11 protein-coding genes are annotated in these 14,950 nt (G+C 47.4%); 4 read left to right on the plus strand and 7 right to left on the minus strand.

All coding sequences use genetic code 11. The features are described 5' to 3' along the window. Positions 1–26: 26 nt before the first annotated feature. Positions 27–1,310 carry an HAD-IB family phosphatase gene (locus tag KW844_RS29505; protein WP_218380126.1) on the minus strand — a complete coding sequence of 428 codons (1,284 nt, stop codon included), beginning with the start codon at positions 1,308–1,310 and terminating at the stop codon, positions 27–29. A gap of 131 nt (positions 1,311–1,441) precedes the next feature. On the opposite strand from KW844_RS29505, the gene KW844_RS28255 reads away from it, so the two are divergent. Then, complete coding sequence (locus tag KW844_RS28255) at positions 1,442–2,779, plus strand: alkaline phosphatase family protein (RefSeq protein WP_218380127.1); 1,338 nt, start codon at positions 1,442–1,444, stop codon at positions 2,777–2,779. Positions 2,780–2,827: 48 nt separating this feature from the next. On the opposite strand, the gene KW844_RS28260 is transcribed toward KW844_RS28255, so the two are convergent. From KW844_RS28260 to KW844_RS28270, 3 genes are all read right to left on the minus strand, one after another. After that, on the minus strand, positions 2,828–3,826 hold the full coding sequence (locus tag KW844_RS28260) for a hypothetical protein (protein WP_218380128.1): 999 nt from the start codon (positions 3,824–3,826) through the stop codon (positions 2,828–2,830). Positions 3,827–4,143: 317 nt separating this feature from the next. Further along, entirely contained in the window at positions 4,144–5,592 is a 1,449-nt protein-coding gene (locus KW844_RS28265) for a RagB/SusD family nutrient uptake outer membrane protein (RefSeq protein ID WP_218380129.1), read from the minus strand. Positions 5,593–5,622: 30 nt separating this feature from the next. After that, positions 5,623–8,673 carry a TonB-dependent receptor gene (locus KW844_RS28270; protein ID WP_218380130.1) on the minus strand — a complete coding sequence of 1,017 codons (3,051 nt, stop codon included), beginning with the start codon at positions 8,671–8,673 and terminating at the stop codon, positions 5,623–5,625. 174 nt (positions 8,674–8,847) lie between these two features. Here KW844_RS28270 and KW844_RS28275 point away from each other — a divergent pair, with 174 nt between their 5' ends. Continuing rightward, positions 8,848–9,861: a LacI family DNA-binding transcriptional regulator gene (locus tag KW844_RS28275; RefSeq protein WP_218380131.1), complete on the plus strand. Its 1,014-nt coding sequence runs from the start codon at positions 8,848–8,850 to the stop codon at positions 9,859–9,861. Between the two features lie 143 nt (positions 9,862–10,004). Here KW844_RS28275 and KW844_RS28280 read toward each other — a convergent pair whose 3' ends face one another. Both KW844_RS28280 and KW844_RS28285 read right to left on the minus strand, forming a co-directional pair. Then, a complete protein-coding gene (locus KW844_RS28280; protein WP_218380132.1) occupies positions 10,005–11,267 on the minus strand; it encodes a DEAD/DEAH box helicase in 1,263 nt (420 codons plus the stop codon). Between the two features lie 376 nt (positions 11,268–11,643). Then, positions 11,644–12,063 (minus strand): c-type cytochrome, encoded by a 420-nt coding sequence (locus KW844_RS28285; protein ID WP_218380133.1) that lies wholly within the window; start codon positions 12,061–12,063, stop codon positions 11,644–11,646. A 151-nt stretch (positions 12,064–12,214) separates the two neighbouring features. On the opposite strand from KW844_RS28285, the gene KW844_RS29325 reads away from it, so the two are divergent. Next, positions 12,215–13,054: a methylated-DNA--[protein]-cysteine S-methyltransferase gene (locus KW844_RS29325; RefSeq protein WP_218380134.1), complete on the plus strand. Its 840-nt coding sequence runs from the start codon at positions 12,215–12,217 to the stop codon at positions 13,052–13,054. 106 nt (positions 13,055–13,160) lie between these two features. Then, a complete protein-coding gene (locus KW844_RS28295; RefSeq protein WP_218380135.1) occupies positions 13,161–13,436 on the plus strand; it encodes an Ada metal-binding domain-containing protein in 276 nt (91 codons plus the stop codon). Positions 13,437–13,488: 52 nt separating this feature from the next. On the opposite strand, the gene KW844_RS28300 is transcribed toward KW844_RS28295, so the two are convergent. Further along, the gene (locus tag KW844_RS28300; protein ID WP_218380136.1) at positions 13,489–14,949 is read right to left on the minus strand and encodes a RagB/SusD family nutrient uptake outer membrane protein; all 1,461 of its coding nucleotides are present in this window, start codon (positions 14,947–14,949) and stop codon (positions 13,489–13,491) included. Position 14,950 lies beyond the last annotated feature (1 nt).

A 14,950-nucleotide genomic window follows, 5' to 3' on the forward strand; every position in this document is an offset into this window, starting at 1 on the left:
GACCGGTGGTCTCCGTTTTTTTTTGCTTAATACAATACCCGGAAGCTGATCGTGTTCTCTACTTTCTTCAACGCTTTCAACAACACTTTATCATAGTCCGAACGAATATCTGCAATCACATACCCGATATGATCATTGGTCATGAGGTACTGTGATACAATGTTGATCTGATGATCCGCAAACACCTGGTTGATGTGCGCCATCACACCCGGTACATTTTTATGCACATGAATACAGCGATGCACGTTTGATAATGCCGGCAGCTGTATATTCGGAAAGTTCACACTCTTAAACGAATCACCGTTATTGATAAACCCGGTAATGCGTTTCAGTACGGACGCAGGCTTTTTAAAATCATCAAATACTATCACTCCTTTCTGGGTGCAGGTAGCAAGGGAAATAGCTTTGGCTGCATTACCCAGGTACGCAATCAGTTTCAGCTTGCCTGCTGCTTCCAATACCTCCCCGCTGATCTTTTCTTTTCCTCCGGCAACAATGATACGCGCTTTGGCTACCTGACTGCTCTCCAGTTTTTCCACCTGTTTTACCGTATATCCTTCTTTTTTCAGCTGTTTCACCACCTGGTCGGGCACCTGTGCTGTCACCACACAATTAATCCTGTTTTTAGGGTAGGAAATGGCCGCAGGCAGGTTGTTGATATACAGGAACTCGTCGAGACTCGGTGTTACGTGATCTGCTTTTTCTACCACGGATTTACGGGCAACATTCTCCGTAAAGGCGTAGAACTTCTTGATCATGCCAAATTCTTTCAGCTGAAAATCGGAGTAGCCATCGCCGATACCATGGATTTCCCCTTGCAGTTGCAGCTCCTTCAGCAGCTTCACTTTCCCACCTTCAAATGACAACGGATTGGTTTCATCATAACCTATAATTTTTCCGGTTTCATCAAACACAAAAGTGTTGGCATAAATATTTGCTTTACGGATATGATAAGGTAAAACTACCGGTGTAATAAATTCTTTAAACCCGCCAGACACAATCAATACCTCATCCGCATGGTTTTTAAAGAAATTTTTATTTCTGGCGAAAGATGGAGAAACCAGCTTTTTCAGGTGCTTCACGAGTAGCTTCAGGTGCTCTTTGTTAGCTTCCAGCAGCTTCACTCTGCCTGCCAGGCTTTCCCTGAACGACAACTTCCCTTCCATGGCCTGGTTGGTGAGGTCTTCTATTTTTTTATAAATAAGCTCACGGTCCGGATGATCCTGCAAAGAAATGCGGGCTAATTCATCCAGCGCCTCTACCTGCGTAAAGGTGCTGTCGAAATCTATGATGTAATATTTTTTATTCACTGACGCCTGATTTTAGATAGGAGCACAAAAGTAATCATCAGGCGTTGCTTTTTTCGGAGAATGTTTACCGCCGCTTAATAATAACTTAACATATATAATTTTTACTACAGGATATCTTTGCGCCCAAAAAAATGAAGAAGATGTTGCTGCTGGGCGCGCTACTGGCCGCCGGCGTTGGTACTTACGCACAAAAGGCATCGCATGTGGTGCTGATAACGATCGATGGTTTCCGGCCTGAATTTTATACCGATGCCTCCTGGGGCATGTTTAACCTGCGGCACCTGAAAGAAAACGGTGTGGCCGCCGACGGTGTCAACTGCATCTTCCCGAGTGTTACCTATCCGGATCATACTTCCATCATTACCGGTGTAACGCCGGCTAAGCATGGTGTGTTTTACAATGCTCCCTTTGAGCCTGCAGGCGCTACGGGCCGCTGGTACTGGCAATATGAAGCTATTAAAACGCCGACACTGTACGACCTCGTACGTAAAGCGGGTAAAACTTCTGCCAACGTTATCTGGCCGGTAACGGTAGGTGCGCCGGTGGATTATAATGTACCTGACATCTGGCCTTCAGGCAATAATAAAGACCGCCGTGAGCTTACCGCCTCGGTATGCACGCCGGCAAACCTCTGGAAAGAGGTACAGGAGAACGCTACCGGCACCATGGCCGCTGCCGATATCACCATGGAAAACGGCGAGCTGATCATGGACGAAAACGTAGCCCGCATTGGCGCTTACCTCATCCGAACCTACAAACCGGCATTTACCACACTGCACCTCCCCTGCGCGGATCATTACGAGCATGAGGAAGGCCGCGACGGCCTCCTGGTACGCAAATCAGTAGCCGGCGCCGACAGAGCACTCGGTACCGTCATTGAATCACTCAAACGTGCAGGCATATACGATAGTACCGTCATCATTGTAACCGGCGACCACGGCTTTGTAAACGTGAAACAGATTTTTTCGCCCAATATACTCCTGGCAAAAAATGGACTGATGAATAACGTAGCAACCGGCGACTGGAAAGCCCAATTTCATACCAGTGGCGGATCTGCCTTCCTGCATCTGAAAGATAAAAACGATGTGGCTACCCTCAATAAAGTACTGGCGCTGCTCAAAGCACTGCCTGCCAATCAACAGGCGATGTTTAATATTATTGATAAAAAGCAACTCGCACAGGTAGGGGCGGATCCTAATGCTGCCCTGGCCTTAGCTGCCAGCGATGGTATCAACATTTCCGGCACCTTGAAAGGGGAGCTGGTAAAAGCCGGTAAAGGTGGCGCCCATGGGTACTATCCGGACTTTAAAGAAATTCAGACCGGCTTTGTGGCCTTCGGTCCTGGCCTGAAAAAAGGTGTGGTGGTAAAGGAAATGAATGTGACAGATGTAGCACCTGTGGTAGCTAAACTCCTGGGATTATCTTTCAGTGAAATCGATGGCAAAATTCCTGCCGGCATATTACAATAGTAAATTCAGACCGGGTTTCTCTGCTGTGGCAGCGGAAACCCGGCTACACTATTCAAATTCGTAAGCAAAATTCAGCACTACACGGTTCCGCTCATCGGGGTTGATGGCGAGGTACCTGGCTACTTCTGCAAACACGTATTTCTTAATATCACTTTTCACGGCAGCAGCCTCCAGCCGCCACTTTCCGGGACCTACAAATTCCAGTCCCTTCCCCCTCACCGCTGCAATCAGGATCATGCTTTCCACCAGCTTCTTTTTACTGATGCGGATTTTTGTTTTTGTGATCAGCGCGGCCTCCTTTATCGCTAATATAATACCATCCTGTACTCCTTCTATCAAGGCTCCACCGAGAAACAGCTCATAGTGGTTGGCAAAAGAACGTACATACGAGGTCGTTAGCCACAATGGCTGGTAGCAAAAGCTCACCTGGTATACATAATCGCGTATGGCCGCTTTCAGGTCGAGCCTGAAAAACGGGCTGGCATGCGGATGCTGTGCAACGGCCATATCCAGCAGCCGGCTGATGCCCTGTGGGTAGCGGAACACGTTACGCCGGTGGTCCTGCCGGTGGTCTTCCACAATGATTTTTACCCCCGGGTACAGGTAAGCGAACTTTTGCATCAGTGCAGCGGTTTGCTCATAATCAGGGGTAAACTCATGGAATATCAGCGGGTCTGGCGTAAACTCAATGATAACCTGGCCGGCCGTATGTTCGCCGGTCTTCGCATTAAGAATGTATTCCCCCTGTTTACTATCGAGCGTGATCACATCAGCCAGGTGATGGATCTCCATTTCCGCGTGCAGGCTCAGCGCCACGATGATGGCTACCGGCAGGGAATTGGTTTGTTGCATATCCGGCTGATCCAGATTATAGATACAGTTAATTAGTCCGGCGGTGGCTACTTTTTTTGCAGTCATCCGGATAGCATTGGTTTTCAGGAATTCAATCTCAATGGTCGTATCAGTCGTGATCTCAGTTAACATTTCTTCTAATACAAACTCCAGCATGTTGGCAAAACCGGTAAAGTGCAGGTTTCCGACAAACATGGCGGGACGTCTACGAATTAGCTCACTCAATTTGTTGGCTCGGGTATCCATCTCATTAAAAGGGTCAAAATCAAAAAATAAAAATACAATATCAAATGGTCAACGGGATTTCTCAGATAACCCCGTATTCTTATCGTGATAGCAGATAAAAGGCTGCTCAAAATAAGGAATAACACAGTGACATCACGGTTATTTATTCGGGAATATGATGTATATAATAGTTCTATCGTCATTTTTTTGATGGGAAAAAGGGGATTTTACAGCAAAAAAAAGGCCGCAACAGTGTGCGGCCTCCTTTGGAAAGATATCTTTTAATTTTAGTTATATAGCGGATTTTGCTTCAGGGCTGTATTAGCATCCAGCTCTGTTTGCGGCAATGGCAGCAGTAATTGGTAGTCTTCCACTTTATGGCCGAGCGACTGCTGTACCTCTTTATACTTACCTAACCTGATCAGGTCCCATCTGCGATGGCCTTCCACGCAAAGCTCACGGGAGCGGTCGTTTACCAGGGTATCCACAAAAGCCTGGGCATTAGGTGTGTTGGTCAGGTTCAGCTGAAACTCAGGCGCGGTGAGGCCTGCACGTTTCCTTACGGCGTTGAGGCCGTCGAACTTGGCGGCATCTGCCGGATTCAGATTGTTCATTGCCTCGGACTGCATCATCAGCACGTCAGCGTAGCGGAGGATAGGCCAGTTATTGCGGGCGTTGTTACTGTTTTTGGCCCATTGCGCATCCCGGTATTTGTAAATGAAGGGATCTACTTTTTTAGCACCATCGAAATCAGACAGGTTAAAGGTTTTGCGGGTATCTGCCGCAGAGAAGTAACCTTTCTGGAAAAACTGCTGCGTGGTCATGAATGAGCCTGAACCACCCAGGCCTGCAGGTGAAAACATCCTCACGATAATGTTCTGCGTAGTACCGGAACCGTTTGTACCAAACTGCACGCTAAAGATGTGCTCTGGTCCATTTTCTTTGTCACAGTCGAAAACATCGGCATAATTGTCCAGGAGCTTGTACAGGCCTGAACCAATTACCTTGTTACATGCATCCAACGCATTCTGGTTGTCCGCAGCATCTTTCCACTGGGTACTGTTGCGTTGCAGGTATACCCTTGCCAACATGGCTGAGGCAGCGCCGGAAGAAACCATTCCCTTGAGGGTAATTTTATTTTCAGGGAAGCAGTTAGCCTCCGCGTACTTAAGGTCTTCAATAACCTGCTTATATACTGTACCACCTTCAGTACGTGTAGGGAACATATTCGGATCAGCGATGGAAGTAACAGGAGTCAGCATTAATGGTACATCCCCAAAACTTCTTACGAGATCAAAGTAGGCCATACCACGCATGAAATAAGCATTGCCCAGCAAATTCTTTTTCTGCGCTTCATCCATATTAATGGCAGGAACATAAGCGATGATATCATTTGCGCGGGAAATCAACTTATAACTGTTCTGCCACCAGTTACGGATTTCAACATTACCTGCATTATAAGTGATGTTGAACATTTCCAGGCGCTCTGGCGTTTGTCCGGCAATAGGCTGCAACGCATCGCCGGAGCATTCGGTGATAACATAAATAGTACGCTGATAATAAGCCTGCGGTTGTAATGCACTGAGCAATCCGTTAACTGCTGACTGGGCATCACTCGCGTCCACAAAGGCATTATCCTTTGTCAGAAACCCTTCCGGTGTTTCATCCAGCCCTTTTTTGCACGAACCAAACATGGCGGCTGCTGCCAATAATATGATGGAAATTTGTTTTTTCATTTTTAATAGTTTTCTCTGTGAATACAATTTTTAGAATCCGAACTTAACACCTACCATATAGGTTCTGATGTTTGGATAAGGGTTGTAATCAATATTTAGAGAAGTATAGTTACCGAAGGAATTAGCGTACGTATTCACCTCCGGATCAAAGCCAGAATAGTTGGTGAATGTATACAGGTTTTGTACGGTAGCATAAATGCTGGCCGACTTAAATACATCCCTGGTTATTTTTGGCAGTGGCAGCTGATAGGAGAGCGTTACAGTTTTAATGCGGAGGAAACTTCCGTCTTCCACAATATCACTGGTTACATTGGATGCTCTTCTAAGTCCGCTTCCGATGGCAGGCAGCGTGTTGCTGGTACCTTCTCCATGCCAACTGTCAGTAGCCACATAAGCAAACTTGTTGCTGTACACAGCGCCATTTTCCATTTCAATACGGCTTACATTCAGGATATCCTGACCTTGTACCCCTTGCAGGAAGATGCTGAGAGCCCATGGACCATATTTCAGGTTACTGGTGAAACCGTACGTGAATTTAGGCAGCGCATGACCAATTATTACCCTGTCTTTATCGGCAGAAAGTACGCCGTCGCCATTTTGATCCACATAAATCGGATCACCTGGTTTTACAGTTTGTTTGGTTCCACTTGCGGTGATCTGTTCCTGTGATTGCCAGATACCACCAAACTGGTACCCATAGAAGGAACCAATGGATTCTCCTACCCTGAGGATACCAGAGTTCTGACCACCAGGGAATACAGAGGAACTTACGTTACCTTGTGGTATGTTGTTTTGTCCACCCAGGCTTTTAATCTTGTTTTTATTGGTAGCAATATTGAATGAGGTAGTCCAGCTTAATTTCGGCGTTTCAATGTTTACACTGCTGATGCCCAATTCATAACCTTTGTTTTCTACTGTACCGATATTCGCCATCACACCTGTAAAGCCGGATGTGGAAGGAATTGCTTTGTTGAACAACAGGTCAGAGGTTTGTTTATTGTAGTAATCCGCAGTAATGGTCAACCTGTTATTCCACAGTCCCAGGTCAAACCCGAAATCAAATGCACTGGTACTTTCCCACCCCAGGTCAGCATTACCCAGGTTGTTGGCGGAAGTACCTACTACGCGGCCCTGGCTAAGAATATAACTGTTGGTAGTATATTGTTGTAAAGAGAGATAAGGATCTATACTTTGGTTACCTACGCTGCCATAGCTGATGCGCGCTTTCAGGTCGCTGATCTGTTTTACATTCTTCAGGAATTCCTCATCGGATACTCTCCAGGCAAAAGCACCGGAAGGGTAATAACCCCATTTTTTGTTAGGGCCGAATTTGGAAGTTCCATCCGCACGCATGCTTACCGTGAAAAGGTATTTTTCCATCAGGCGGTAATTGATTCTTCCCAGGTAGGACTGAATCGCATTTTCATACGGCTGCACCCTTACCGGCACGGCGGTACCTACGCTCATGTTGGTAGTACCGTATTTGTTGGTAGTCAGGTTATTGATCGTGTTGGTAGAACCTTCCGTTCTCCACAGCTGATAGGTATAACCAGCCAATACGGTGATGGCGTTATTTTTATTGATGGCTTTATCGTAAGTGAGGGTATGCTCTGTCAGGTAGTTATAAGCTACGCGGTTTTCAATAGAAGCCAGCCCTTTATCCTGTGCACCCCAGTAGGTGGTGGTAGGATGAAAGATATCCTCACGGGTAGACCTGTACTCACCACCCAGGGTAGACCTGAGTTTCAGCCCTTTTATGATTTCCCATTCGCCGAACATGTTGGCGAAAGTGCGGATCTCTTTCTGTTTATCGGTGTTAAGCATGGCGTTTGCCACAGGGTTACCGATCTGCGAAAGCAGGTCCTGGTTAGCACCCACGAAAGTATAGGTGCCGTCCGGATTATACACCGGGCCGATAGGGCTGATACGCATGGCATCCAGCAATGTACCGCCGGTAGAACCTCCGTTGGAGTTGATGGCAGCCAGGCCTTGTGTGTTGTAGGAAACAGATGAGTTAATACCTACACGTACTTTTTTACTGATGTCGCGGGTAAGGTTAAACCTCAGCGTTCCTCTTTTATAACCGGAGTTAATGATGATACCCTGCTGATCGAAATAACTTGCGCCCAGGAAATACTTCGTGCCTTCGCTTCCTCCGGAGAGAGAAACGTTCGCATTGGTTACCGGTGCGGTACGGATAATTTCATCCAGCCAGTTGGTGCCTTTACCCAGGGTATCCAGGCCGGCTTGTGTATATACCGGTGCTTTGCCCTGATAGGTTTGTACCGTATTCAGGTAATTCCCAAACTGGGTAGCATCCATCATTTTCAGCATGCGGGACACTTCCTGTACGCCGCGGTAAAAGTCTACCGACACATTATTTCTTCCTGGCACACCTTGTTTGGTGGTGATGATTACCACTCCGTTAGCGCCGCGGCTACCGTAGATAGCGGTGGCTGATACGTCTTTCAGAACGTCGATGGTAGCGATATCCGATGGGTTGATGGTGGAGAAATCCGCACCAGCGTAACCATCGATCACATACAGCGGATCACTGCCGGCAGTGATGGAGTTGGTACCACGTACCCGCACGGAGAAGGCGGCACCGGGCTGCGCATTGGTTTGCGTTACCTGCACGCCGCTCACCTGCCCTTGCAGCAGCTGGGCGGTACCAAATACCGGTGATTTTTCGATGTTGGCAATGGGCACGGAGCTGATGGAACCAGTGAGGTCTTTACGCTTGGTGGTACCGTATCCTACTACTACTACATCCGACAATGATTTCACTGCTTCCTTCAGGACAATGGTTACATTATCCGTGGTGGCCGTATACTGTAACGGCTCATATCCGATAGACGAGAGTAGCAGCACCGCCTTGGTGCCTGCGGGTATGTTTAAGGTAAACGTACCTTCTCCGGATGTGACAGTGGCTACTTTAGTACCGGATACCTGAACGGTGACTCCCGGCAGGGGGCTGTTATCCACCCCGGTTACTTTTCCTGTGAGCTTCTTTGTTTGGGCCGAAGTAGCGAGGACACCAAACAGCATCATAACGATTAAAAGGAATTTACGCGAGAACATAGCTCTGCTTTTAGTGTAATTTTTATTGAAAGGCTAATATTTTGTACCAGTAAGGTTAAATGTAGGGGCAAATCGGTTGACTCCGGAAAAATTCTACGGAAACGTTTGCATAAAACATCAAATTGCGCTAAATTAGTATCAGGTCCACAGAGTATGAAAAAGAGGTAAAGTCTTATGAGTGCAATCACCATTAAAATGCTTGCCAGGGAACTAAACCTGGCAATATCCACAGTATCAAGGGCGCTGATGGATAGCTATGAGATCAGTGCAGAAACAAAAGAGAAAGTACATGCATTGGCCCGGCAGCTAAATTACCAGCCAAATCACTATGCCAGCAGCTTGCGCCGACAGCGCAGCAAAACTATTGCAGTGATTATACCGGAAATTTCCAATAACTTTTTTTCCCACGTAATCAATGGTATAGAAGCCATTGCACAGGAAAAGAACTATCATGTACTGATTTATTTCACCCACGAAAATCAACAGAAAGAAGCGGAGGTCATTCAGCATTTGCTGAGTGGAAGGGTAGACGGCATCCTGATGTCCATGGCGGGAAATACCACCAATATACAGCACCTGCACCCTATCCGGGAACAGGGTATTCCCATCGTATTTTTTGACCGGATCTGCGCCGATCTGGATGCTCCCACCGTTACCACTGATGATTTCGACAGCAGCCTGCTGGCCACCCATCACCTGATGGAGGTGGGTTGTAAAAAAATTGCGTACCTCTCCATCTCCCCGCACCTGTCAATCGACTGCAAACGTATGCAGGGATTTCAACAGGCCATCGCCACAAAAAGTGGCCAGGTGGAGTCGTTACTGTTGCCCTGCAGCACCGATCCGCAACGCAACCAGGAGCTGATAACCAATATGCTGGCCATTGAAAAGCCGGATGGCATTTTTGCTTCCGTGGAAAAACTGGCTATCGCCAGCTACCATGCCTGCGCATCGCTGGGACTCTCCATACCAGCTGACGTAAAAATACTCAGCTTCTCTAACCTGGAAACAGCCAGCCTCTTGAATCCCGGGCTCACCACCATCATTCAGCCTGCCCATGATATGGGCAAAAGTGCTGCCACCGTATTATTTAATATGCTGGAAAAAAGGAAGAGCAAAAATTGGGAGAGAAATACAGTGATCCGCTCTTCTATGATCATACGAAGGTCCACACAAATTGCAATATAGAAAAGTGGGTGTATCAAAAGTCTGATACACCCACTTTTTATTCGGGTGCCTGATGGAGTCAGGCAGTCATTTAGGTAATGCTCAGGACGTTCGTTTTCTTTTGATACATCCTGTCTTTACAATGATTCCGGAGAACCCATATCTTAGAAATCTACTTTCTTCTTATCACGCTTATCATTCTGATAGCGCTTCTTGTGCATGTTTCTTGGCTTTGGCCTGCGCGGATCTGCCTTTGGTGCATCCGGGTTAGCACTTCTTGCTTCCATGTTGGCCGCTTCTTCAAACGGATGGCGCAGCACAGTGATTTCCTGTTTGGTAAGCCGGTGAATGCTTTTCAGGTAATCTCTTTCTTCATGATCGCAGAAGGAAAGGGCAATACCGGAGGCGCCGGCCCTTCCTGTACGACCAATACGGTGCACATAGGTTTCGGCCACATTCGGCAGGTCATAGTTGATCACATGTTCCAGTGCATCCACGTCAATACCGCGGGCAGCAATGTCAGTAGCTACCAGCACGCGCATACGGCCACTTTTGAAGTTGGCCAGCGCCATTTCTCTGGAAGACTGTGATTTATCCCCATGCAACGCATCGGCAGTGATGCCGTGGCGCTTCAGGTTTTTGGCGATCCTGTCCGCTCCGTGCTTGGTTTGTGTAAACACGATGGTACGGTCTATCTCCTTGTTTTTCAGGATCAGCTCCAGCAATGCCTGTTTATCTTTTTTGCGGATGTAATACACCCCCTGCTCCACCCTTTCGGCAGTGGAAGAAACAGGCGTAACGGTCACCTTTTCAGGCTTATACAGTAAGGAACTGGCCAGCTGGGAAATCTTAGGAGGCATGGTAGCCGAGAAAAACAGTGTTTGTCTTTCGGCAGGCAGTTCCTTGATAATTTTTTTAATATCGTTGATGAAACCCATGTCCAGCATGCGGTCTGCTTCATCCAGTACAAATACATCCAGGTAATTGAGGTAGATGATACCCTGGTTCATCAGGTCGAGCAAACGGCCTGGCGTAGCAATCAGGATATCGGTACCGCTGCGCAGCGATATCACCTGTTTGTGCTGTGGTACACCACCAAAAATTACATCATGTTTCAGGCCTGTGTGCTTACCATAGGCGGTAAAGCTGTCACCGATCTGGGAGGCCAGCTCGCGTGTAGGCGTGAGGATGAGTGCACGGATGTGCTTATACCCGCCGGAAGAAAGGTTTTCATTGTAGAGTCGCTGTAAAATAGGAATCGCAAAAGCGGCTGTTTTACCAGTACCGGTTTGGGCGCAGCCTAACAGGTCTTTTCCGGTTAATACAATTGGAATGGATTGTTCCTGGATCGGGGTTGGGGTCGTATAGCCTTCGGCTTTTACTGCTTTCAAAATGGGCTCAATAAGCCCTAATTGCTCAAATTGCATGTTTAATAATTTAACCCGGGATGTGCGTCGGGGTTGACCGGATTAGCTATTACAAATAATGTGAAAGTTTATCTGGTCTGTTATGAATACGTTACAGGTAAAAAATCCTGTACAGATGACCAATGAGGAGAGCAAGTTTTTCAGGTTGTATGCTATTATCTCAAAAGACAGATGCAAAGATACGTGATTTCGTGTATTCGCGGTGTTAAAACTGGGCTTGGATACCGGAGGCCGCAGGAAGGACACTGAAATGCCCTCCCTACGGGCTTTTTGAGGCTGACTAAAAGTGGTAAGTGCTGGAAACAAAACCGCATACATGCGACGCCCGGCGCCTTCATTTTACTTTTTAGTCCCCCCCCTAAAGGGCCGGAAAAACTTACCTGGCAGGCGCCGCCTGTGGTGCCTTTTCGGCAGGCTTGCTCACTGGCTCTTCATTACCGTGGTGACAGGTATAACAGGTAACTGTCATCGGCTCGGAACCTTTGAAAAATTTCTTGTTAATACGGCTGGTCATACGCATCATATCGCGTGCTACTCCTTTGTGCGGATTTTCGTCACTGGCGAAATCCATGTGTTTGGGATCATCCTTGGATGGCGCGTGGCAAAATCCACACTTTACCCCCAGGGCATTGTTGAAGTTGCGCATTACCACAATCAGCTCTTCATGACTGATGTTTTTAGGCAGCACCTTCAGGTTTTTTGGCTTCTCCGCTTGCTGTGGCAGCGACAGGGAGCAGAGCGCCCCGGCAGCCACAAAGGCAGCGGCTAATAAAGCCATGCTCTTCTTGATTTTCATGACCATGAAATTTTAGGTATTAATAGCTTCCTTTATCTTTGGAAATCTACAAAAAAAACTCATATCACAAAATATGATATAGATAAACTGCGCAATTATCGGGTTTACCGGTCAAGTCACCCCGACTACCTTTGTGTTAAAAGTGATTGATATGGACAATTATGAAAAAGTGGCAATCGCCATCGACTACATTAAAACCCACTTCAAAGAACAGCCGGACCTACGGGAAATAGCTGCTGCTGCACACCTTAGCCCTTTTCATTTCCAAAGGGTGTTTGCAGAATGGGCAGGCGTATCTCCCAAAAAATTCCTGCAGTTCCTCACCCTCGACTACGCCAAATCCCTGCTCAAACAGGACCAGGCCACCCTCCTGGATGTGGCATTTGAAACAGGGCTTTCCGGCACCGGACGCCTGCACGACCTGTTTATCAACATCGAAAGCATGACACCCGGCGAATACAAAAACGGTGGAAAAGCTTTACAAATCAACTACAGCTTCGCGGAAAGCCCTTTTGGCAACGTGATTGTAGCCAGCACCACTAAAGGCATCTGTTATATGGCTTTTGCGGAAGATGAAACCGCCGCACTTACCGGACTCGTACAAGCCTTTCCCGCAGCCACTTTCAGGCAAATGACGGATCTGATGCAACAGCATGCCCTGTATATTTTTACGCAGGACTGGGCCAGCTTATCCGACATCAAGCTCCACCTCAAAGGCACCCCCTTTCAGCTGAAAGTTTGGGATGCGCTGCTGCATATACCGCTGGGAGCCGTGAGCACCTATTCGGACATCGCGCAAAAAATAAATCACCCTAACGCTTCCCGCGCAGTAGGTACCGCCATAGGCAGCAATCCGGTGGCCTTTTTGATTCCCTGCCACCGCGTGATAAAAGCCAACGGGGAAACCGGCAGCTACCACTGGGGTGCTACCCGCAAAAACGCGATACTGGGCTGGGAGGCCGCTAACATCTCCCCGGAAAAAGATGTTTGATACGCGTGTATTACTGGTACCAGGCGGGCACTTACCGCTCACTAACAAACACGGTTACACGCGATACCTTGCCAGAGCAGCACTCACATCTCCCTGAAAAATATTTATGATACACCACCAACAACTGGGCACCACCGCCTACACACGCAGCAAAAAACTCCTGCAACTCATACAGGCAGGCACCATCACCCTGGGTGGCAATAAAAAACTGAAAATATATGGGACCCTGCAATGCAGCTCTGGTAAACGCATGAAAACAGAGAACCGTGTTTTTTTCGGGGATGAACAAGAAGCCCTGCAACAGGGTTATAGAGCCTGTAAGCGCTGCTTAAAACGGAATGTCCCCCCCTTGGGAAGGGAGGGACTCCATTATTGCTTATGAATAAGACCAGCATTGGAAAATGCCGCGCCGCTACAAAGAGGAAACAAAAATTTTACTGGTTATCCACGCAAAGCTTGTTATACACCAGCTCATCGGAAGATATCGGGTAAATGTATTTTGCAGCGGCAGGATCTATCGCTACAATACCACCCCTGGCTACAAATGGCAGTCCCAAACGGGTTACTTCCATTCCTCTGAAGCCTTCGCCCAGCATTTCAATATGTTTTTCTTTTGTGATGGCATCAATTAAATTTTGCTTGGCAGCAAAATCACCGGCCACAAAAGTAGTAGTAGGATCAGAACGATGCCTGATGGCATTCAGCAACGCCAGTGCACCTGCATCAATACCAGCACCTAACCGCGCTTTCGCTTCTGCCAGGTTCAACAGTACTTCCGCATAGCGCAACACCGGTACCCAGTCAGTATACGGACTAGGTGTACCAAATTTGGTCATATAGTTATCCGCACCGTCATTATACACCATGGCACGGCGTGCATCGCCCGCTTTCCAGCCGGCATCGCTTACAATACCGGTGCTGATAAGTGTGTACTCACCATTACCGCCATACGGACCATCATTTGGCGCAAAGTAGTAACCGAGCTGTGTTTGTGTACCCGGAAAGTCACCCACCGTACTGGTGAAAGGCAGTGAGAAAATAGACTCGTTGGTGGTATACGGCGCCTGAAACACTTTGGTAACATCCGCCTGTAAGCCATGACCACCGGGAGATACATAAGGTGCCGCTGCGCTTACAATTTTAGCACCTTCGGTCACCACTTTATCGTACTGGCCCATATGCAGGTATACACGCATTTTTAAAGCGATCACACTGTAAAAGTTAGCATGTGTTACTGCGGTACTTGAGCCGGCACTTGATTTAGGCAAAGCTGTTTCGGCTTCATCCAGATCCTTGAGGATCTGTGTATAGGTTTCAGCCACTGTACTCCTCGCTTTCTGGTAAGAGCCTTTGTCTTTATTACCTTCGGTATAAATAATCAAACCGGCCTTGCTGCCATTGCCATCCCAGTATGGGCGGGCGTATAACTGCAGCAGACTAAAGTAGGAAAGTGCACGTACAAATTTGGCTTCACCGATATAAACTTTGGCCAGCTCGTCTCCAACAACTTTACTACCACCGCCGGCATTCATACCGTCGATGAAAAGATTGGCATTATTGATGGTGAGATAACCATAGTTCCAGATCTCTTTTACCTCCTGCGTTTCATTGCTGGCGCCTCTTCTCCAGGTAAGGTTAAAGGTTACGCTGTTAGACAATTCATTCTGATAATCTTCTGCACGTACTTCATTGGCGATCTGAAATTTACCTCCAAGAAAACGTCCGTCTTTTAAGCGGGTATACAACCCATTGTTCAAACTCGCTATACGATCCTTAGTCTGAAATGCCACGTAATCGGGCATATCACCGGCAGGAATCGGATTAAGCAGATCATCTTTACTGCAGGAAGCCAGCCCCATTGCCAGCAACAGTGTATATATGCTGATTTTTTTCATC

Source organism: Chitinophaga sp. sic0106, from assembly GCF_019219075.1.
Taxonomy (GTDB): domain Bacteria; phylum Bacteroidota; class Bacteroidia; order Chitinophagales; family Chitinophagaceae; genus Chitinophaga.